This window comes from Streptococcus sp. HMSC076H09 (assembly GCF_001811765.1).
In the GTDB taxonomy this organism is placed as follows: Bacteria; Bacillota; Bacilli; order Lactobacillales; family Streptococcaceae; genus Streptococcus; species Streptococcus agalactiae.
In genome coordinates this window covers 1-20,261 of the sequence record NZ_KV806596.1, presented here as the reverse complement: position 1 = coordinate 20,261, position 20,261 = coordinate 1, and the positions used below count along the sequence as shown (strand labels likewise).

20 protein-coding genes and 1 pseudogene are annotated in these 20,261 nt (G+C 35.2%); 1 reads left to right on the top strand and 20 read right to left on the bottom strand.

Annotation, left to right across the window (positions count from 1 at the left end; all coding sequences use genetic code 11):
* Nucleotides 1-77: 77 nt before the first annotated feature.
* The 3 genes from HMPREF2818_RS02495 to tig all read right to left on the bottom strand — a co-directional run bounded on the left by HMPREF2818_RS02495 (nt 78) and on the right by tig (nt 4,002).
* Entirely contained in the window at nt 78-1,682 is a 1,605-nt protein-coding gene (locus HMPREF2818_RS02495) for a CTP synthase (protein ID WP_000170432.1), read from the bottom strand.
* A gap of 272 nt (nt 1,683-1,954) precedes the next feature.
* Nucleotides 1,955-2,530, bottom strand: a complete 576-nt coding sequence (gene rpoE, locus HMPREF2818_RS02490; protein ID WP_000418426.1) for a DNA-directed RNA polymerase subunit delta — start codon at nt 2,528-2,530, stop codon at nt 1,955-1,957.
* 188 nt (nt 2,531-2,718) lie between these two features.
* On the bottom strand, nt 2,719-4,002 hold the full coding sequence (tig, locus tag HMPREF2818_RS02485; RefSeq protein ID WP_000107749.1) for a trigger factor: 1,284 nt from the start codon (nt 4,000-4,002) through the stop codon (nt 2,719-2,721).
* A gap of 156 nt (nt 4,003-4,158) precedes the next feature.
* Between tig and HMPREF2818_RS02480 the strand changes: the two genes are divergently transcribed.
* Nucleotides 4,159-5,001: a mechanosensitive ion channel family protein gene (locus tag HMPREF2818_RS02480; protein ID WP_000631144.1), complete on the top strand. Its 843-nt coding sequence runs from the start codon at nt 4,159-4,161 to the stop codon at nt 4,999-5,001.
* Between the two features lie 36 nt (nt 5,002-5,037).
* Here HMPREF2818_RS02480 and HMPREF2818_RS02475 read toward each other — a convergent pair whose 3' ends face one another.
* From HMPREF2818_RS02475 to HMPREF2818_RS10280, 17 genes and pseudogenes are all read right to left on the bottom strand, one after another.
* Nucleotides 5,038-5,607, bottom strand: a complete 570-nt coding sequence (locus HMPREF2818_RS02475) for a TIGR01440 family protein (protein ID WP_000599671.1) — start codon at nt 5,605-5,607, stop codon at nt 5,038-5,040.
* Nucleotides 5,604-6,068 carry an ECF transporter S component gene (locus tag HMPREF2818_RS02470; RefSeq protein WP_070508660.1) on the bottom strand — a complete coding sequence of 155 codons (465 nt, stop codon included), beginning with the start codon at nt 6,066-6,068 and terminating at the stop codon, nt 5,604-5,606. Before HMPREF2818_RS02470 ends, HMPREF2818_RS02475 begins: the two co-directional genes overlap by 4 nt.
* Nucleotides 6,069-6,077: 9 nt before the next feature.
* Nucleotides 6,078-6,836 carry a bifunctional hydroxymethylpyrimidine kinase/phosphomethylpyrimidine kinase gene (locus tag HMPREF2818_RS02465; protein ID WP_000857670.1) on the bottom strand — a complete coding sequence of 253 codons (759 nt, stop codon included), beginning with the start codon at nt 6,834-6,836 and terminating at the stop codon, nt 6,078-6,080.
* On the bottom strand, nt 6,799-7,575 hold the full coding sequence (gene truA, locus HMPREF2818_RS02460) for a tRNA pseudouridine(38-40) synthase TruA (protein WP_000199165.1): 777 nt from the start codon (nt 7,573-7,575) through the stop codon (nt 6,799-6,801). Before truA ends, HMPREF2818_RS02465 begins: the two co-directional genes overlap by 38 nt.
* A gap of 70 nt (nt 7,576-7,645) precedes the next feature.
* Nucleotides 7,646-8,893, bottom strand: a complete 1,248-nt coding sequence (locus tag HMPREF2818_RS02455; RefSeq protein WP_000256875.1) for an aminotransferase-like domain-containing protein — start codon at nt 8,891-8,893, stop codon at nt 7,646-7,648.
* A gap of 117 nt (nt 8,894-9,010) precedes the next feature.
* Nucleotides 9,011-10,150 carry a molecular chaperone DnaJ gene (gene dnaJ / locus HMPREF2818_RS02450; protein ID WP_001066286.1) on the bottom strand — a complete coding sequence of 380 codons (1,140 nt, stop codon included), beginning with the start codon at nt 10,148-10,150 and terminating at the stop codon, nt 9,011-9,013.
* A 288-nt stretch (nt 10,151-10,438) separates the two neighbouring features.
* A complete protein-coding gene (dnaK, locus tag HMPREF2818_RS02445) occupies nt 10,439-12,268 on the bottom strand; it encodes a molecular chaperone DnaK (protein ID WP_000034648.1) in 1,830 nt (609 codons plus the stop codon).
* A gap of 180 nt (nt 12,269-12,448) precedes the next feature.
* Nucleotides 12,449-13,021, bottom strand: a complete 573-nt coding sequence (grpE, locus tag HMPREF2818_RS02440) for a nucleotide exchange factor GrpE (RefSeq protein ID WP_001865751.1) — start codon at nt 13,019-13,021, stop codon at nt 12,449-12,451.
* Nucleotides 13,022-13,023: 2 nt separating this feature from the next.
* Nucleotides 13,024-14,058: a heat-inducible transcriptional repressor HrcA gene (gene hrcA, locus HMPREF2818_RS02435; RefSeq protein WP_011074698.1), complete on the bottom strand. Its 1,035-nt coding sequence runs from the start codon at nt 14,056-14,058 to the stop codon at nt 13,024-13,026.
* A 142-nt stretch (nt 14,059-14,200) separates the two neighbouring features.
* Nucleotides 14,201-14,776, bottom strand: coding sequence for a glycoside hydrolase family 73 protein (locus HMPREF2818_RS02430; RefSeq protein ID WP_001231504.1), 576 nt, complete (start codon nt 14,774-14,776; stop codon nt 14,201-14,203).
* Nucleotides 14,773-15,525: a M15 family metallopeptidase gene (locus HMPREF2818_RS02425; protein WP_000739660.1), complete on the bottom strand. Its 753-nt coding sequence runs from the start codon at nt 15,523-15,525 to the stop codon at nt 14,773-14,775. The genes HMPREF2818_RS02430 and HMPREF2818_RS02425 overlap by 4 nt, the downstream gene beginning before the upstream one ends.
* Nucleotides 15,522-16,214, bottom strand: coding sequence for a histidine phosphatase family protein (locus HMPREF2818_RS02420; protein WP_000049271.1), 693 nt, complete (start codon nt 16,212-16,214; stop codon nt 15,522-15,524). Before HMPREF2818_RS02420 ends, HMPREF2818_RS02425 begins: the two co-directional genes overlap by 4 nt.
* A gap of 121 nt (nt 16,215-16,335) precedes the next feature.
* Nucleotides 16,336-16,815, bottom strand: coding sequence for a sigma-70 RNA polymerase sigma factor region 4 domain-containing protein (locus tag HMPREF2818_RS02415; RefSeq protein ID WP_001204194.1), 480 nt, complete (start codon nt 16,813-16,815; stop codon nt 16,336-16,338).
* 199 nt (nt 16,816-17,014) lie between these two features.
* Nucleotides 17,015-17,434: a YjdF family protein gene (locus tag HMPREF2818_RS02410; protein WP_000784700.1), complete on the bottom strand. Its 420-nt coding sequence runs from the start codon at nt 17,432-17,434 to the stop codon at nt 17,015-17,017.
* 219 nt (nt 17,435-17,653) lie between these two features.
* A complete protein-coding gene (locus HMPREF2818_RS02405; protein WP_000161847.1) occupies nt 17,654-18,205 on the bottom strand; it encodes a nucleotidyltransferase family protein in 552 nt (183 codons plus the stop codon).
* Nucleotides 18,206-18,994: 789 nt separating this feature from the next.
* Nucleotides 18,995-19,315, bottom strand: coding sequence for a hypothetical protein (locus tag HMPREF2818_RS02400; protein WP_000073533.1), 321 nt, complete (start codon nt 19,313-19,315; stop codon nt 18,995-18,997).
* A gap of 63 nt (nt 19,316-19,378) precedes the next feature.
* A pseudogene (locus HMPREF2818_RS10280) lies at nt 19,379-19,837 on the bottom strand (hypothetical protein).
* Nucleotides 19,838-20,261: the final 424 nt, after the last annotated feature.

The window sequence follows — 20,261 nt, the reverse complement described above, 5'->3', positions numbered from 1 at the left end:
AAAAGAGCTAATGATACTTTGATAGTGAAACTATCTAAAAAAATAAAATCGCCTCCTAATACTGGGAGGCGATAAAGTTATTTCATATTTTCAACTGCTGCTGTTACAAAAGCTGTGTAAAGCTCTTCAGCATGGTTAGGACGTGATTGTAATTCTGGATGGTATTGTGCTGCAACAAAGAATTTTTTCTCTGGTAACTCAACAACTTCCATCAAACGATTATCCGGTGATACCCCTGAAAAGACAAATCCAGCAGCCTCAAATTGCTCACGGAATTTTGTATTAAATTCATAACGGTGACGGTGACGACGTTGGACAACTTCTTGATTATTATAAGCTGCCGCAGCTCTTGAACCTGCTTTCAATTTACATGGATATAGACCAAGGCGAAGAGTACCACCCATATCTTCAATATCGATTTGATCACGCATAATATCAATGATTGGGAACGGTGTTTTAGGGTCAAGCTCTGCTGAATTAGCTCCATGAAGTTTTAAAACATTACGCGCAAATTCGACACAAGTTAGCTGCATTCCGAGACAAACACCAAGCATTGGAACATCATTTTCACGTGCATAGCGAATTGCTTCAATTTTACCCTCACTACCTCTTTGGCCAAATCCACCAGGAACGATAATACCATCTGCATCTCCGACAAGTTCTTTAATATTATCTTCTGTCACTTCAGCAGCATTTACCCATTTTAAATCAATAGCAACATCGTTGACGTACCCTGAGTGCTTAAGGGCTTCCACAACTGAAAGGTAGGCATCAGGTAATTCAACATATTTACCAACCAATGCAATTTTAACTTTTTTCTCAAGGTTCATTACTTTATCAACCATTGCTGACCATTCTGTCATATCAGCAGCAGGTGTCTCAAGCTTCAAGTGATCACAAACAATTTGATCCATATTTTGAGCTTGCATGTTAAGTGGAATTTGATAAATATGGTCAACATCAAGGGACTCTATAACAGCCTCTGGTGCAACATCACAAAATTGTGCCAATTTATTCTTAATACTTTGACCTGCTGGTTGCTCTGTACGGATAACAAGCATATTAGGTTGGATACCTAGGCCACGTAACTCTTTAACAGAATGTTGAGTCGGTTTTGTTTTCATTTCGCCGGCAGCCTTTAGGTATGGTAATAACGTTGTATGAATGTACATAACATTATCAGAACCAACATCTGCCTTCATTTGACGAAGTGCTTCTAAAAACGGAAGGCTCTCAATATCTCCAACAGTACCGCCAACTTCAGTAATAATAACATCTGAATCTGTAGTTGTCGCAGCACGTTTGATTTTTTCTTTCAAAGCATCCGTAACGTGTGGGATAACTTGAACAGTTGCACCAAGGTATTCTCCACGGCGTTCTTTTTTAAGAACTTCACTATAAATCTTACCCGTTGTAACATTTGAATATTTGTTTAAGTTAATATCAATAAAACGCTCGTAGTGTCCAAGGTCAAGGTCAGTTTCTGCACCATCATCTGTAACATAAACTTCTCCATGTTGATAAGGGCTCATTGTCCCTGGGTCAATATTAATATATGGATCAAATTTTTGAATTGTCACCTTTAGCCCACGGTTTTTTAGTAAGCGCCCAAGACTTGCTGCAACAATCCCCTTACCAATAGAAGAGACCACACCACCTGTAACAAAAATATACTTTGTCATTAAAAACTCCTTAAATTAAATGTTAATCTAACAGTTAGTTTACGGGTAAAACCCAAAACACATGATTGATAAATAATACCAGCTTCTCTAGTCAAAACTAGTAGAAACTATCTGATCAAGGGCCTACTCAGAAAACTATCTGGAACCATTCTGTATCTTTCCCAAAAACAAAATAGCCCCCTATCACTAGGGAGCTTTATCTGACCTCATAAGAGGTGCCCGAATAATAGTTTAAACTATATCTGACTATTTGTCAAATACAAAATCCCTGTCTAAACCTCTTCTTCCTCTTCTTCCTCTTCATCGTCTTCTTCGTTGATTTCTACATCCTCATCTAAATCTTCATCAGGAATGATTTCATTAATCTCAGAATCATACGATTCTACCTCTGATTTTTCATCGTCAGGGTTTTCTTCATCATATTCTAAACTTGGTGTTTCTTCTGTGAAATCTTCATCTTCTGGATCATCATCATTGTAATCAATAGCATCTTCATCACCATCCATGAAAGCATTGACACGTTTCTTCTTACGTTTTGGAGCGCCATCTTCATCTTCTTCAAGAGTGATGATTTCCTCGTCAATTTCATCGATAGCATACCATGAACGAAGTCCCCATTTGTTTTCGCCAAGTGGAATAAAACTTCCGTCTGTATTCAAATCTGAATAGAAAAATGGCAATGACTCACGAATTGCTGAGTCAGATTTTCCAAGGTAGGTTTGAATATCATTTACCAAATCGCTGAAGTACATTTCGTTATCACGACCACGTTGCTCTAAAATAGCGCGAGCAACTTCAATCATCGAAAGTTCACTTTTTTCTTGCCCAGCAAATACTTCTAATTCCAAAGTTATTCTCCTTAATTGTGTAAGACTATCATTTTGTTTAGCAATATTCTTTATAGATAGAAAATAGATAAGTCATATTTTCAAATTTTCGCTATTTACTATTTTACGCTATTTTTAGCTATTCGTCAAAAGAATAATCACAAATAAAAAGACTGGGAAGCCCAATCTTTTCAAAATTTAATAAGCAATTATTTTACAGTAGCTGAGCTAGTGATAACGTCAACCGCTTTTTTCATTGCAATATCATGTTTAAGCATATCTGCTGAAAGTAGACCGCGTACTTGGTCAGCTTCCATATTGTATTCTGAAGCAAGATCTGTGATTTCTTTTTCGATTTCTTCATCTGTTGCTTCAAAGCCTTCTGCAGCTGCAATTGCTTCAATAACAAGGTTAGTTTTAACGCGTTTGTCAGCATCTGCTTGGTATTGCTTATGAAGGTCTTCTTCAGTTGTACCTGTTAATTGGAAGTACATTTCTGGTGAAATTCCTTGACGTTGCATATTACCCATGAACTCATTCATAGCACGATGTACTTCATCATGAACCATTTCTTCTGGTAATTCAACAATTTCTGCATTGGCAACAGCTAATTCGATTGCTGCACCTTCAACTGCATCATCAAATGCAATTTCTTTTGCTGATTCTAGCTCTTTGCGATATTTTGCTTTCAACTCATCAAGTGTTTCAACTTCATCATCAATATCTTTTGCAAGTTCATCATCAAGTGCTGGAACTTCTTTAGTTTTTACTTCATGAATTGTTGTAACAAATTTAGCATCTTTACCTGCAAGATCTTCTGCTTGATAATCTTCTGGGAATGTTACATTAACGTCTACAGTTTGACCAGCTTTAGAACCTACTAATTGTTCTTCAAATCCTGGGATAAATTGACCTGAACCAAGTTCAAGTGAGAAGTTATCTCCTTTACCACCATCAAATTCAACACCATCAACTGAACCTACAAAGTCAATAACAACTGTATCACCTTGTGCTGCTTCACCATCTTTAACAGTCAATTCTGCAAGGTTGTTACGCTCACGTTCAACTTTAGCATCAACTTCTTCAGCTGAAACTTCTTTTGAAGCATCAACTTCTACTGAAAGGTCTTTGTAATCTCCAAGTTTAACTTCTGGTTTTGTAACAACTTCAGCTGTCAACTTCCAATCTTGACCTTTTTCCATTGATACAACATCAATTTTTGGTTGAGCAACAACGTCTAAACCAAGTTCTGCAACAGCTGCTTCGTAAGCCTTTGGCAACACTAAATTCAATGCATTTTCGTAGAGTGCTTCTTCACCAAATTTTTGGTTGAAAACTGTACGAGGCATATGTCCTTTACGGAATCCTGGAACGTTCAAATCTTTTTTAACTTTGTTGAATGCTTGATCAAGAGCTGGCTTGATCTCATCTTGACTAATTGTAAATGTGATAATACCACGGTTTGTAGCTTTATTTTCAAATGATGTAGACATTAAGTCATTTCTCCTTAAAATTATTTAGATACAGTTTAGTTTACCATAATTTAAAACGTTTTACAAAGTTTTTATGCAAAAAAGAAGCTTTAAACTGCTTAACGATAAGCTTTTAAAATACTTGCTCTATGGCTTTTTTTTTACTAGACTATTACTATGATTACTTTAGAAAAATTTATAGACCATCTTAATGTAGAGGAAGTTTTATTTACTTTCTTCACCAAACTAATATCAATCTTATTATTGATCATTGCATTCGTTATCGTTAGGCAAGTCATCAATTATCTTTTCGAAAAGACTGTTAATCGCTCACTCGCCTTTTCTAGACAAAAAGTAGCTCGTCAAAAAACATTAGCTAAACTTTCTCACAATGTTTTAAACTATACCCTTTATTTCTTTCTATTCTATTGGATTTTAAGTATATTGGGCGTTCCAATTTCTAGTTTATTAGCTGGGGCTGGTATTGCTGGGGTTGCTATTGGACTTGGTGCTCAAGGCTTCTTATCAGATGTTGTCAATGGCTTTTTTATTCTACTAGAAAACCAATTTGATGTTGGTGATATTATTAATGTTGGTACTGTATCAGGCACTGTTACTAATGTTGGGATACGCACCACACAAATTCATGATTTCGATGGAACCTTACACTTCATTCCTAATCGTAATATTACAATTGTCAGCAATAAATCTCGTAGCAATATGCGTGCTCAAATTGATATTCCTTTATTTGTTCATACAAACCTTGATCAGATTTCTGATATTGTAACAAAAATCAATGAAGAGTATGTTTCAAAACACCCTGCTATCGTTGGAGAGCCTACTGTTTTTGGTCCTACAACCAATGCTAATGGTCAATTTGTTTATCGTATTAATATCTTCACGCAAAACGGTGCTCAGTTTGACATCTATGCTGAATTTTACAAACTTTATCAAAAAGCTATTCTTGAAGAAGGTATTGACTTACCAACGTACAATTTCTCCAATAACCACTCTCGTTGAGATAAATAATAAACCTCTGCAGAGCAGAGGTTTATTTTAAAATTTACGGATTGGATCGCTCGTATATCCTGCTCTAGCACCGCCAATTAATTTAGGACGACTAGCTAGTGCTGTAACGTGTGCTCCTCCCAACTCACGACTAATTGGAATCAAGGGAACTTGTACTCTCTTGATATGCATTCCAATAGAAGTATCTCCAATATCAATTCCAGCATGTGCCACAATTTCTTCAACCTCAACTGGTGATGTCATCAACTTAAAAGCTGCAACCTGACCACTACCGCCAGCATGTAGATTAGGAACAACATTAACGACTTCCAACTGTTGACGTTCAGCCAATTCTGCTTCAACAACCAACGCTCTATTAACATGTTCACAACCTTGAACTGCTAAATAGATGCCGCGTGAATGTAACTCTTTGAGGATAACTTCAACGATAATTTCACCAATTTCAGAACTAGAATTTTTTCCAATTAAACCACCAGAAACCTCACTAGATGATAGACCTAGTACAAAAATTTGACCTTTTTTAAGAGCGCTACGTTCAATAATATCAACTACAATAGCTTTAGTTTCCTGCTTTAACTTATTATAATCTAGTATCATTTCTTCACTCTTTCTAGAGACTTATTAAGAGCAAAACCAACGACCATACCAACCATATTTTGCATAATATTGCCAGGAATATCTGGTAGAACAGCTCCCCAACCATACATCAATCCACTAGCTATAGCATAACCTAATACCATAACAAGAGTTGCACTAATAAGACCTAAAAGACGTCTTCTACCTGATAAACCCGCTAAATACCCTTGCGCCCCATGAATCAATAAACTAAAGAACATCCAATTGGGATAACCTTTCAATAAATCAATTAAAAAACCAGCTAAGGCACCTACCACAGCCCCTTCTTTTTTGCCAAAGTAAAAGGCAGCAAAGAATATTCCAGCATCTAGTAATGTCAAAAAACCTGTTGGTGTCGGAATACTTATAAACATCCCCAATACAATAGATATAGCTGTTACAATTGCCAATTGAACCAATTGACTAGTTTTCTCTTTCCTCATTAAAATCTCCTAAAAATGTTGGACAACTCCGTACTTATCCGATGCTTTAATAGCTTGATAGACGAAACCTTTAGACATTTTGACTGCATCTTCTACATTTTTACCCATAGCTAATTGGCTGGCAATACTTGACGCAAATGTACATCCAGCACCTGTATTATTGGCATCTACTACAGGAAAAACATAGGTTTCAAAACGTTCACCATCATAGTAAAGGTCTGTAGCCTCTTCAGCATTTAAACGGTTGCCCCCTTTGATAACAACATGTTTAGCCCCCATATCGTAAAGTTTCTCAGCAGCAATTTTCATTTGATCTAAGTTTTCAATCGAAAGACCCGTTAATAATTGAGCCTCTACTAAATTAGGAGTAATCACATCAGCATATGGGAAAAACGCAATTAGCTGCTCACGTAATTGGCTAACTTCTAAATCATGATTTTCTTTACAAACTAAGACTGGGTCTAAGACTACTGGACATTCTTGTTTTGATTTTACAAATTCCAAAACAACTTGTGCTGTTTCTACATTGGGAAGCAATCCTAGTTTAATAGACCCAAACTCTACATCTTTTAAACTTTCTAGTTGCTGCTTTAGTATAGATGCCTCTATAGGAATGACTTCAAACCCTTTATCTGACATTGCTGTTAAGCATGTTACTGCCACAAAACCATGTAATTTATTAACAACGTAAGTTGCTAAATCTGCATGCAAGCCGCCGCCAGAGAAAATATCATTTCCTGAAATTGCTAAAACATTCCTTGTCTTCATAAATAATCTCCTTCAAATATAAACCATTTCCTGCCGCAGTTGGACCTGCTAAATCCCGATTTTTAGCCTGTAAAATTGTTTTGATTTGGCTAATAGGCATGCGTCCATTACCAATTTTTAGCAGGGTACCAACCATGTTACGCACCTGTTTATACAAAAAACCATTTCCTGTAAAGGTAAAAATTAAAAGATTTTTAGACGCTTCAAACTGAATTTTCGCATCAAAAATAGTACGTACTTTATTTTCTACACTCGTACCTGAAGCAGTAAAGCCTGTAAAATCATGGGTACCTACTAAATCTTTAATAGCTTCTTGCATAAGCTCAATAATGACAGGATAAGGGTAATGTGTTGCATAGTTTCTCATCATAGGATTTTTCGGCCTACCAATATCTACTAAAAACTCATAAGTTTTAATGTGTTTATCATATCGACAATGAAAATCATCAGACACTTGCTCTACTTTGACAATATCAATATCGTCTGGACACTGTGTATCTAAACCAAAGCGTAATTTTTCTACATCACGCGCCTGTGGTAAATCAAAATGAATAACTTGTCCATAAGCATGAACACCAGCATCTGTGCGACCAGCACCATGGATTATCACATCGTTCCCGCTATTTAGGCGCTTAAGAGTTCTCTCAATTTCTTCTTGAACTGTCCTACAATTTGGTTGTCTTTGGAAGCCTGAAAAAGCTGAACCATCATAAGAAATCTGTGCCTTATACCTTGTCATGGGTTTATTTTACCACCTTTCATTTATGAAAACTATAATATCTATTTTAAACTGTCCCCCTACAATTATACTACAACGATCCCAAGAACTGCTTTAAGCAGGAATCATTTTTTACTTGTAAGAGAGATTGATGCGATTTTTGACAAAAATAATTTTCCAAAGTATCGCCGTATTGCCGTAATATTTTGAAGTTATCGAGTTTCGAACAATCAAATAATACACTATCGTGATGTAAACTATATGGGGGTAGATTAGGCTGATCAGCTAAAATAGATTTTGAATTTGCAAGGTCTTTCTGATAACGATATTTCAAATATTGACTATTCTTACCATAAAGGCCATTTTCAATATAAAGCGCTAATGCTTTTTGTAAAATCAGATTAGTATCATAATCCATCAACTTCTTGTAAGCCATAAATGTTGATTTTAAAGCTTGTGGTAAACAAATCGCAGCTAATCTTAAAGCAGGGAAAATAGCCTTTGAAAAAGATTTTAGATAAATAACACGCCCGTGAGTATCATAATAATGTAATGGTGACTGACTTGCAAAATCAGACATATAGTCATCTTCCACAATATAAACATCATACTTCTCTGCCATCTCTATTAATCTTTTCATCTCTACCGGATTATAGGATGTTCCCAAAGGATTATGCATGCGAGGTATAACATAAAAAAACTTAATTGATTGTGTCTGGAAAATCTCCTCTAAACGCTGAAAATCAATTCCATGAGTACCTCGAGAGATAGTTTCATAGGGTAAATTTTGTGTTTTGATTAGTTCAATCATACGAGGATAGGTCGGTTCTTCTATTAAAACTCGAGATTTTCGATTTGGAAAGGTAACCTGTGTCAAAATAAATAATGCCTGTTGAGTACCAGCTGTAATAACAATATCATCAAGAGGAACATAGACCCCTGTTTCTTCCATTAATTTAGCCACCGCTTTACTTAAATCAAGAAGACCTTCTTGACGATAGTAATAATTGAAAAGGTAATCTTCCCTACCAATAAGGGTCTCATTCAAACACAATCTAAAATCATCATAAGCTATATTTGCAATCTCAGAGTTTGGTAAACTAACCCCTTCTTCAACTTCCTCTTCATGAGAATCAAAGACGTAATAGCCTGACCTAGGCTTTGCATAGACATAATTATCAAAACGCAATTCCATCAAAACTCGTTGCACTGTATCCTTGTTACAGGAAAATTGATTAGCTAACTGTCTTATAGATGGTAGGCGATCTCCTGGAGCCAACTTACCATTTTGTATAGAAGCTATCAAATATGAGCGAATCTCTTCAACTTTGGTTACCATAAAAATTGTCCCCCTACAATATTAGATTCATTGTACTGTAAAATTTAGGTTCAAGCAATCCCTCTAGCAATAACTACAAAAAAGTCTAGAATACTTTCGATTCTAGACTTTTATTTTTTAATCAACATCTAAAGCATCTTTGACTTTATCAAAGAAACCTTTCTTCTTCGGATGTACCATCTTATCTCCACTTGCCTCTGCAAAAGCGTGCAATGCCTCTTTTTGAGCATCATTCAATTTAGTAGGAGTTACGATGTTAACAGTAACATGCTGATCACCTTGTCCACCCCCTCGAAGTTTAGGGGCACCTTTTCCGCGAAGACGGAACGTTTTTCCTGTCTGAGTACCAGCAGGAATTGACATTTCTACCGCTCCATGGACAGTAGGTATATCAATTGTATCACCCAAAGCAGCTTGGACAAAGCTAATTTTCAAAGTATAATAAATTGTTGATCCATTACGCTCAAACTGTTGGCTTGGGAGAACGTTAATAATAACAAAGAGATCACCATAAGGACCACCATTGAAGCCAGCTTCACCTTGTCCTGTTAAACGAATTTGTTGCCCAGTTTCAACTCCTGCAGGTATTTTAACTGATACTTTATGCGTCTTCTTCTCATGACCAGTTCCATGACATGTTGGACATTTCTCTTTGATTTCTTGACCACTACCCTGACAAACATCACAAGTCACTTGGCGACGCATTGTTCCTAGAGGTGTTTGTGTATCAACATTAATCACACCCGAACCATGACACTTTTGACAAGTCACAGGGCTAGTACCTGGCTTAGCTCCACTTCCTGAACAAGTATGACATGATGACTCCCGATTATAAGATACTTCTTTTTCAGCTCCAAAGATAGCTTCTTCAAAACTTAAATTAACACGATATTGTAGGTCATCTCCTTGACGTGGTGCATTAGGATTGCGCATCCCTCCTCCACCAAAAAAGCTTGAGAAGATGTCTTCAAAACCACCAAAGCCACCACCATCGAAGCCACCAAAACCGCCACCATCGAAGCCACCAAAACCGCCATTTGCCCCAGCAGCGCCATATTGATCATAGGCAGCACGTTTTTGTGTATCACTCAAGGTTTCATAAGCTTCTTGAACCTCTTTATATTTTTCCTCTGCTCCCGTTTCCTTATTAATATCTGGATGGTATTTCTTAGACATCCTACGGTAAGCTTTTTTTATTTCGTCCTGAGAAGCATCTTTTGAAACGCCAAGACGATCATAAAATTCTGTATTGTTCATTATCTAATCCTTTATATTTTGTTCATATACTACACTTGAAGAGATTAACAATTATTCTTGCCCAGTTACAGCTCTAAATAGTTAACATATATATGACACTTAATAAAACAGACGGAGCGAGGCGCCCCGCCTATTTATTATTAATATGTTTTTATTTAGTGATAGCGAAATTAGCTTATGTAATCTGAAACTTATCTAGATTATTGAGCAATCCCTATCACGAAGAACTTTACTATGCTAGTATAGTTTTCATGCTTATATTCAAATGAATCTGAACAATATTAATAATTATTTCTCAGTGAATTCGCCATCTACAACATCATCACCCTTGCTTGATGAATCAGCTGATTGTGCACCTTCAGCCCCTTGAGCTGCTTGTTGTGCTGCAGCCGCTTGTTCGTAAAGTTTAACTGCAAGAGCTTGTGCTTTTTCGTTAAGAGCTTCAAGTTTAGCTTTCATGTCGTCAAGGTTACCTGATTCTTGAGCTTTTTTCAACTCATCAAGTGCTGATTGCGCTGCATCGCGTTCTGTATCAAAACCTTTGCCTTCAGTTTCTTTAATAGTTTTTTCTGTTGCAAAGATGGCTTGGTCAACTTCATTTTTAAGATCAACTTCTTCTTTACGTTTTGCATCTGCTTCAGCATTTGCTTCAGCATCTTTCATCATTTTATCAATTTCTTCATCAGTTAATCCTGAATTAGATTGGATAACAATGTGTTGTTCTTTTTGAGTACCGAGATCTTTAGCTTTAACAGATACAATACCATTTTTATCGATATCAAATGTTACTTCAATTTGTGGGATTCCACGAGGTGCAGCTGGGATATCAGTCAATTGGAAGCGACCGAGTGTTTTGTTATCTGCTGCCATTGGGCGTTCACCTTGAAGAACATGGATATCAACGGCTGGTTGGTTGTCTGCTGCTGTTGAGAAGACTTGTGATTTAGATGTTGGGATAGTTGTGTTGCGGTCGATCAATTTAGTGAAGACACCACCCATTGTTTCAATACCAAGTGACAATGGTGTTACGTCAAGAAGTACAACGTCTTTCACATCCCCAGTGATAACACCACCTTGGATAGCAGCACCCATGGCAACCACTTCATCAGGGTTAACAGATTTATTTGGTTCTTTACCAGTTTCAGCTTTTACAGCTTCAACAACTGCTGGGATACGTGTTGATCCACCAACGAGGATAACTTCATCAATTTCTGACAATGACAAGCCTGCATCTGAAAGAGCTTGACGAACTGGAGTTTTCGTACGTTCAACAAGGTCACGAGTGAGATCGTCAAATTTAGCACGTGATAAGCTCATCTCCAAGTGAAGAGGACCAGCAGAACCAGCAGTGATGAACGGTAATGAAATTTGAGTTTGAGTTACACCTGAAAGGTCTTTTTTAGCTTTTTCAGCAGCATCTTTCAAGCGTTGAAGAGCCATTTTGTCTTGAGAAAGATCAATACCATTTTCTTTCTTGAATTCTTCTACCAAGAAATCAATAATTTTCTGGTCAAAGTCGTCACCACCAAGTTTGTTATCACCTGCTGTTGCAAGAACGTCGAAGACACCATCACCTAATTCAAGGATTGATACGTCAAATGTACCACCACCAAGGTCAAAAACTAAGATTTTTTCATCCTTGTCAGTCTTGTCCATACCATAAGCAAGTGCGGCTGCTGTTGGTTCGTTAACGATACGTTCTACTTCAAGACCTGCAATTTTACCAGCGTCTTTAGTTGCCTGACGTTGTGCATCGTTGAAGTAAGCTGGAACAGTAATAACTGCTTTTTCTACTTTTTCTCCAAGATAGTCTTCAGCATAACCTTTAAGGTATTGAAGAATCATTGCTGAAATTTCTTGAGGAGTATATTCTTTACCATTTGCAGAAACTTTTTCAGAAGTTCCCATCTTTGATTTGATAGAGATAACAGTATCTGGATTTGTTACCGCTTGACGTTTTGCAGCATCACCCACGATAATTTCACCATTTTTGAATGATACTACTGAAGGAGTTGTACGATTGCCTTCTGGGTTAGCAATGATTTTTGATTCAGTCCCTTCAAGAACTGCTACTGCTGAGTTTGTTGTACCTAAGTCAATACCAATAATTTTAGACATGTTAATACCTCTTATTTTATAATACTTTATTACTTTTTATTTCAATTTATCTTAGTAAGCACTCGAATTATTTTACTTCCAATTCTAAGCAATCACTATAGTTTAATCAGCAAGCTGAATAGCTTCTAACTTGCTATCTAGTTTACTGTCATTACGGACAAAAACGAAAACTCATTTACCTTAGTTATAGACAACTACCATCGCTGGTCTTAGCAGACGCTCGTGCAATTTATATCCCTTTTGAAAGACTTCTGCAATGCTATCGGCTGGATGTTCATCATCGGCTGGAAGGGTCTGAACTGCCATATGAAAGTTGTGGTCAAATGAGTCGACTTCTACTTCTTCTACGCCTTCTTCCTTTAGTGCTTGAATAAGGCTATCACGAGTCATTTCTAAACCTTTTTTAACATCATCTGTCAACCCTTCAACAGCCAAGGCACGTTCTAGATTGTCAAGCGATGGTAAGATTGCTTTTGCCAGATCCTGAGAACGATAGCGTTGAAGTTGTTGACGTTCTTCACTAGAGCGACGCTGTATATTCTGCATTTCTGCATGAGCACGCAAGTATTTATTTTCAAACTCATCAGCACGCTCGTTTGCGAGTTCTAACTCTGATTTTTCAGGAATTTCTTCAATAACTTCCTCAACTGTCTCTTCAGTTTCAGTGGCTTCCACTTCTTCCTGTAAATCGTCTTTTTTAATTTCTTCTGACACTGAGTGCCTCCTTTTAAATAACTTATTGAATACTGCCATTATCAGTGAACTTCATAATGGTTAGAATTTAGGTATCGATAATAATCACCTAATTTAGCAGCCAATACCTTTCCGATAATGTTTACCAAACTAACAGACCTACGATAATCCATATCAATAGGACCAATCAAACTCAGGAGTCCAAATCCACGGTAAGGAATCAAAAATTTGTGAGTTAAAACTGACACATCTGCAAGTGCGGCTTCTTGACTATCTGCCACTTGGACAGAAGCCATCTCACCCTCTTTCAGACCTTGCCTCAAAGAAATTGCTACTTGCTGCTCATTATCCAAAAACTGATACGTTGATAGATCTGAATATGTTAAAGAATTTACCTTGCCAGCTACAAATACCGTTTCCAGAAACAGCTCTGAAAAAACATAATCAAATAGTTGTAAAACATTATCCGTAGTTACAAAATACTTCTGAACGATCTGAGGAATTTCTGTCCTCAACTTATAATGAATATCCATGACACTACCATCCAGCAAGCGCTCCTCTACGATAGCTTTAAATGCTATCAAGTCACGTGTCAAAAAGTTTCTTGGAATAGCAAACTGCACTGTCACTGGCTTAGATTCATCTAAAGTCATGACTGCTAGAGCATCATGGTTGCTAAGCTGAACAACATCAAACCCTGTCAAACGTTGACGAGCTGGCTCCACATCTAAAATAACGGATGTATAGCCCGTCATCTCCGATAAAATATGACTAGCTTTTTGAAGCATGTCTTCTAATTTGAATGCTTCAAAGTCAAAAGCTTTTATAACATGATAAATATCTTGCTCATCAATACTATCTAGTCTAAGGGAGTGCTCTACAAAATACTTAAAACCAGCTGGACTCGGCATCCGTCCACTAGAAGTGTGTGCTTTTTCCAATAACCCCAACTTCTCTAGTTTTGCCATATCATTACGAATAGTGGCGCTACTAGATTCAATCGTTCTCTGTAAAGCTTTAGACCCTACTGGTTCATGAGTTTGTGTAAATAACTCAACGATTAAATTCAAAATATCATTTTGACGTTGTGTAATCACAAAAACATCACCCCTCTCGGTCTTTCTGAAATTAGCACTCTTACACATCGACTGCTAACTATGATTTTATTATACTCCTTTTTAAAAGATAGTCAAGGAAAAAACATCAAAAATTAGCACTCTTATTCAAAGAGTGCTAATATCACTTATCATATCTTGTTAAATCATACAAATCAATGATTTCCGTCATTTTTTTAGCGTACTTTTTGTCATTATCAAAACCACTATCTTGTAATTTTTGCACTAAAGTTTTTGGATTTTTAACAGACACCATTATAGTATATGAATCTTTTTTGCCTGTCGCTCCAGATTTTATATGAGCAAGGTAATCATACATTGAATACTTCCAAGATTTATAATGAGTAAATTGCTTTTCCTGTTTTTTTCCTGTACTACTATCATTTAAGGTAATTGAGGGCGTTCCTGGTTCTGCAAGCAAACCAAACAGATTATGATACTTATTAGCTAATATTTTCTCTCCGAAATCAGAATCCAAAGCCGCCTGTGCAATAATAAATGAAGGACGAATACCGTACGACTTTCCTAGATCTTGCGCATCTGGCACAATTTTTTGTATAAATTCTTCTTTGGTGTAGGTAACACTCTGCCTAGAATTAGCATCTACTTTTCCCTTATGGTTTAAAAGCGGAAAAAGAATAAAGAAAAAGAAAATAAAAGTAACAACAATAAAATTTAGCAAGGAAAAACGTTTCCTCATTGGTTATTCTCCTTTAATAAAGTTATGTATTCTTCTAATGTTAAATGATGTTTGGCCATATATTTTGCAGACTCTACCCCAACATAGCGGTAATGCCAATCTTCATAACCTACCCCTGTTTCTGCTGTTTTACCATCCGGAAACCGTAAGACAAAACCATATTGTGGAGCTATCTTTTTCAACTGACTGACTACTCTAGGATCGCTCTCATTCAAAGAATCTACAGTACTCATATCCATCGCTAATCCAGTCTGGTGTTCACTAGCACCTGCAGGCTGAGAGTAAGTTTTTACCAACTTTTCTGCTTGTCCCCTCGTCAAATTAGGGTTACTAGTCATCTCTTGAGTAACATAAGAATTGAACAACTTCTCCTGATAGGCAACACTACGATAACCCGAAATTAAATGTTCTCGTGAATCAATTGCTCTAGCAGCCTCTAAAAACTGAGTAGCTTGCTTCGTAATACGTTTATCCAAATAAATATTTTCAACAGGAACCACATCTGGACTTAATTCTTCATGTTTATGGTCACGATTGACCAAAATCAAGTTCCAATCTTTTGATGATACAGCTGGTAATTGTAATTTCTTATTTCTTTTTTGAGAGGATATCTTTTTTATATCCTCATTCCTCAACTTTTGAGATGATGATTGTTGACTGTTAGGCTTCAATAAAGCAAAAAGACTAAAGCATAGTATCGCAAGTAGAACACCAACTAAACTGAATCGGATAATTTTATTTTTTTTCATTGCAATGTTTTTTCTAAAATTTCTCTTCCTTTTTCTCGATAGGACATATCCCCAATAGATTGAATAGAAAATGTTCCATCTTCAAAATCAACGACTGAGACACTACCATTATCTATGCCTAAACTACGAGGGGTACTATGGTCGATTAACCATAAAAAAGTCGCAATAGTCATCCCATGACTGACAACAATCGCATTACCTCCCCCAATATCCTCTATTTTTTTAGCTATAGCAGTGAAGCCTGACAGAATACGGTTACTCAATATTGCCCACGGTTCTGCCCAGCCAGCCGTATCAACTTGACAAATCAAATTAGCAATTTCTTCGTGTGTCAAATGGCTCATATCTCCGTTTGAAACTCGAGGCAGAACGCCATTAAAAAGGTCGCCATCATATCCTCCATCCAAACTACCAAAGCACCACTCGCGGATTCGTTTATCTCTCGTATAGGGAATATTTTCTTGTTGCACTTCCCTGAGAATAATTTCCATAGTTTGTAAAGTACGTCCACTATCACTAGAAAAAGCCTCTTTAAAACTAATATTTGAAGCCTTTAGTCCCAAACCAAGCTCTTTAATCCCGAGTTCTCCAAAAGTAGTTAAAGGAGTATCACTCCACCCCTGAGCGCGACCAATTGTATTAAACATTGTTTTACCATGACGAGCGATATATAAACGAACTTTACTCATACTGACACCTCACAAGCATTTTATTATATTATAACAAAAAACAAAGGCTTTCACAGGAATATATCAGCGAACTTTCCCTATAAAAAAATTCTGCAGCTATCTACTGCAGAAATAAAATCGATTAATCCGCTTTAAAAGCATTGAAAAAAGGTTGAATATCTCGTATGAATTGTTTCTTCCCCGCGAAACGTTCACCACTAATCAGTTTTTCAAATTTTTCTTTATCAATATCTGACAAAGTTTCTTCCACTTTTGTTAAAGTATCACGATAAGCAATATAGTCATCTAAAACTAGTCCTTTACTCTTAACATAGTGACTAACTTCACTGATTTCTTCATAAGGCATTTTATTAAATTGTCGCTTTTGACAATCTTGATGTCTTAATACATCGTTTAAATAATTTGAAAATTTTGTTTTAAAGTAAATGAATAGTTTGCTTTCATTATCCAATAAATACGGATGTTCTTCAAGCAACCTAAAAAGTACAATACGCCCTTCTTGAATCCAATCATCATATTCCCAAAGTTGAACAAAATAATTTCTTCTCAGCTTCATTACGATTGGCTTTACTTTATCAAACAACTCCTCAAAATCTCTCAAAATAACTTATTCCTTTCTTAAACATATACTAAGTATAGAAAAAGTAAGGTGATAACAACATGACAATGGTGTCCTTTAAGGAAATGATTTTTTCCCCAAACACATTAATTGAGCATTATCAGACTATTTAGTGACTCATATTAGTTAACATATAAAAAGCTTGAGATGACACTCTCAAGCTTTTTATATGATGACACAATCAATGTCCTTTTTTCTTTTGGTAACGTTTTTCTTGTTTTAATTGGTACCGATGCTTTCTTAACTCATTTTTCTTACATTTCTGACTTAATTGACGTTCGTTTTTTATACTCATATGAATAGTTTTCATCGCCAATTGCGCTTTTGTAGATACTACTGGCTTACGTTTTTCTCTATTAATTTCTCTTTGCATTCTTTTAGGACTTTTTTTGTGTTCATTCGTACGCTTTAGAGAAATATCCGTTTTAACAAACTCATATTTTTTTATCAAATCATTAAGTTTATGATTTATAAAATTAAAAACATCATCATCTTTAGGTTCTTTTCCAAAAAAATACCGAAAAACTTTGTAATCACCATCATCATCGTACTCAATCAAACCCAACCAAAAATTACCATCAAAATAGACTGTCATTTTCATACAGCCCCCTCCTTTAAATATTAAATTGCAATGGACGACCTGGAGGGAAGGTTACTGACGTTCACTGAACGCTTGCAGACTACCAACTGCAACGTGTTTTTATGCTATAACGATTATAACACAGTACACTATGATTATCGATAAACGACCTTATTAAAGGTCTATACTATTTGTCAGTCTAAAAATTTAAAAGCTGTTAAGCCAACTCCAGTAACGTTATCATTTTTTTATGATTGTTAAACGAGGCCAAATATTATTCCATTTCTTCTTATCCACTCGCTTCAAATAAACATTATAACGTAATAGATCCTCTTCAAAATATGGCGTAGGACTAACAATGAAATTTAATATTTCCTCTTCACCATAAGGGAGGTAAAGTTCGAGTTGATTTCTATCATCTAACCTTGCTCCCACTGCAGTACACTTTTCAGGAAATTTCGAAATAGCATCTTTAGAGCTAGTATACTTTGGGGTATTAGGAGAATGAGTATTCATGTAAAATTCATTTTTAAGTTCCCAATCGTACTGTGGATAGTTATCCTTTAATTGTTGTTCTAATACCACCGTTTCTTCATAAGAAATATTTTTATCAAAAAATACAACATCAATATCTGATGTCAATGTCTCATTTATTCCAGAAAGTTTATTCCATATAAAGTTTCTCAATGTGCCAGCACACAGCCAACAATCATTCAGTGGAAGAGATTTTATTATAGCTAAAATCTTCATTATATCAGAATTACATAAAATCATATGATAAATTTTAGTCATTTTATCTCCTTTGCTACATCTCCAGACAATATTTAAATTTTAATCTTATTATATACCATTATTAGATCAGATAGTAAGATCAACAAGAAATACATCCTTAAATTTTAAACAATTTTTAGTTATTACAATCTCGTGATTGAATGCTCCAAGTGTCAATTTAAGATAATTATTATCCCATATATTAAGCAAGAAGAATAATCATCAAGTTAACATATTAAATCAACCAGATAAAGGGATCGCTTTTGATGAAAAGAATTACATTGATGATTTATTGACAAACTGGAATATTAAAAGTATCATTTGATACCAGAATAATTACATAATTAATAAACCATTACTCAGAAAGAATAAAAACAACAATATTGTTATCCCGCCTAATACAAGCAATAAACTTACATTTAGTTCACTAAAAATATTTAGCCTATTTCATATGTACAAGGTTATCAAAAGGATACTTAAAACTATGTACCAATATATGACGTTAGATATTAGGTTAAAATATTTTAACTTCTACAGTCCTTTTAAAGATGTCTTCGAAAATACTATAATGGAGCATACATACTCCAAAATATTAAATTAAAAATAATGAAAATAACCCTTAAGTAAAGGTACATATAAACAAAGTAACTTATAATGAGGAATCCCAATAATCTCATTTTTAGAAAAATAAAATGTCACTTTTAAAAGTAAACAAATCTTGATTTAATAAGGTTTGAGTTTTAGAAGTTAACTTAAACACTAAGCAATGATGAGCTTTTAGTGATTATAGAGTTACTGCTTCATCATCTTTCAGTAACCTTTCTGATAGGAATTAGTAACACAATGCTCAGAGTGATAACCGCCATTGACATCAGGAACGCGAACCTTTACATTTTCATCAATAGATTTTAAGGACTTATCTGGTTGCAGGTAGACAATACCATCATTGGGGAGGTTAGTGCCACCCTGTGTGATTTGACCTTTGTTATCTTCTGAGGGTTGAGAAAATTTTACTTCTGTTACTGAGTCAGTCTCAAATAATTCAGGAAATGAATTAGGTCGACTATTATATGCACTTTCTGCTAAAGAGCTATGTAAGTTATCAAAATTATCTAAGTTCCAATTACTCAATTATTCTTCTCCTCTACCTTGCTTGTGGTAAAAATTCTATTACTTTATATAGGATGATTCAAGCTATTCATAAATGTGCCAAATACCATTTTTATGTATATACGGCTTATTTAGCATTCCCATTGATTTGATATTTGGGATATCATTTTTATGAGCTAAATAAAAATCAACTATTAATTTTGAATTTTGTAGATGATTAAACTTTCCTCTCAGTGAAAGATTATAATCACCCCCTTGTGGAGTTCCATTTCCACTTTATTCTACTTTTATACCTGACCAATCGAATTGAACGGACTCAATTTGTTGGTTATGTGATTTTACAAAATCAATTATTTCTTGTTCATGCTCATTGAGATAAACTAATTGTTCTTTTTTTGTCATTTTTTTATCTTTCTTTACTGCTGAGTGTTTGCTATTTTTTACTTCGTTTGACTGACTTTTAGATTCACTATTCATTTGACAGCCTGCTAGTAACATCCCAATAATAGATATGGGAATTAACCATTTTACATATTTTTTCATCATGCTCTCTTTTCTTAGAAAATAAACTTCCCATGTCAAGTATCTAATAAAAATAATTATTATTTACCAGTATTTTAAAACTAATATTAGTATAACAATTTTCACGATTTTAATTTTTTAGTCGTAACATATACACTGAAAAATCTTATTATTTTATACTACCTATCTATCATTCACAAACACTTTTATTACTTCAGAACCTATGACATTTAGGAGTCCTCTTTGAATTTCATTTAAAATGTTGAGTCTCCACTAACTCTTGAAAAATTTCCTTATTATTTCTGCTTGTTTTAAAACTTCAATAACAATTGCAATAATGAAAAACAAATATAAGTAATTTTCAGTAACTTTTTCTCAAAATTACCAGTACAATACAAAAAAGACAAGGTCTAGAAACCTTATCTTTTAAAGTATACCGGCGGCC

What these genes read in the sequence shown, in the direction of transcription:
- HMPREF2818_RS02420 (WP_000049271.1), bottom strand. Translation starts at nt 16,214, where the DNA reads ATGAGTAAAGTTCGTTTATATATCGCTCGTCATGGTAAAACAATGTTT.
- dnaJ (WP_001066286.1), bottom strand. Translation starts at nt 10,150, where the DNA reads ATGAACAATACAGAATTTTATGATCGTCTTGGCGTTTCAAAAGATGCT.
- tig (WP_000107749.1), bottom strand. Translation starts at nt 4,002, where the DNA reads ATGTCTACATCATTTGAAAATAAAGCTACAAACCGTGGTATTATCACA.
- HMPREF2818_RS02430 (WP_001231504.1), bottom strand. Translation starts at nt 14,776, where the DNA reads ATGAGGAAACGTTTTTCCTTGCTAAATTTTATTGTTGTTACTTTTATT.
- HMPREF2818_RS02425 (WP_000739660.1), bottom strand. Translation starts at nt 15,525, where the DNA reads ATGAAAAAAAATAAAATTATCCGATTCAGTTTAGTTGGTGTTCTACTT.
- dnaK (WP_000034648.1), bottom strand. Translation starts at nt 12,268, where the DNA reads ATGTCTAAAATTATTGGTATTGACTTAGGTACAACAAACTCAGCAGTA.
- HMPREF2818_RS02455 (WP_000256875.1), bottom strand. Translation starts at nt 8,893, where the DNA reads ATGGTAACCAAAGTTGAAGAGATTCGCTCATATTTGATAGCTTCTATA.
- HMPREF2818_RS02480 (WP_000631144.1), top strand. Translation starts at nt 4,159, where the DNA reads ATGATTACTTTAGAAAAATTTATAGACCATCTTAATGTAGAGGAAGTT.
- grpE (WP_001865751.1), bottom strand. Translation starts at nt 13,021, where the DNA reads ATGGCAGTATTCAATAAGTTATTTAAAAGGAGGCACTCAGTGTCAGAA.
- HMPREF2818_RS02475 (WP_000599671.1), bottom strand. Translation starts at nt 5,607, where the DNA reads ATGATACTAGATTATAATAAGTTAAAGCAGGAAACTAAAGCTATTGTA.
- HMPREF2818_RS02470 (WP_070508660.1), bottom strand. Translation starts at nt 6,068, where the DNA reads ATGAGGAAAGAGAAAACTAGTCAATTGGTTCAATTGGCAATTGTAACA.
- HMPREF2818_RS02465 (WP_000857670.1), bottom strand. Translation starts at nt 6,836, where the DNA reads ATGAAGACAAGGAATGTTTTAGCAATTTCAGGAAATGATATTTTCTCT.
- truA (WP_000199165.1), bottom strand. Translation starts at nt 7,575, where the DNA reads ATGACAAGGTATAAGGCACAGATTTCTTATGATGGTTCAGCTTTTTCA.
- HMPREF2818_RS02410 (WP_000784700.1), bottom strand. Translation starts at nt 17,434, where the DNA reads ATGAAAATGACAGTCTATTTTGATGGTAATTTTTGGTTGGGTTTGATT.
- HMPREF2818_RS02495 (WP_000170432.1), bottom strand. Translation starts at nt 1,682, where the DNA reads ATGACAAAGTATATTTTTGTTACAGGTGGTGTGGTCTCTTCTATTGGT.
- HMPREF2818_RS02405 (WP_000161847.1), bottom strand. Translation starts at nt 18,205, where the DNA reads ATGACTAAAATTTATCATATGATTTTATGTAATTCTGATATAATGAAG.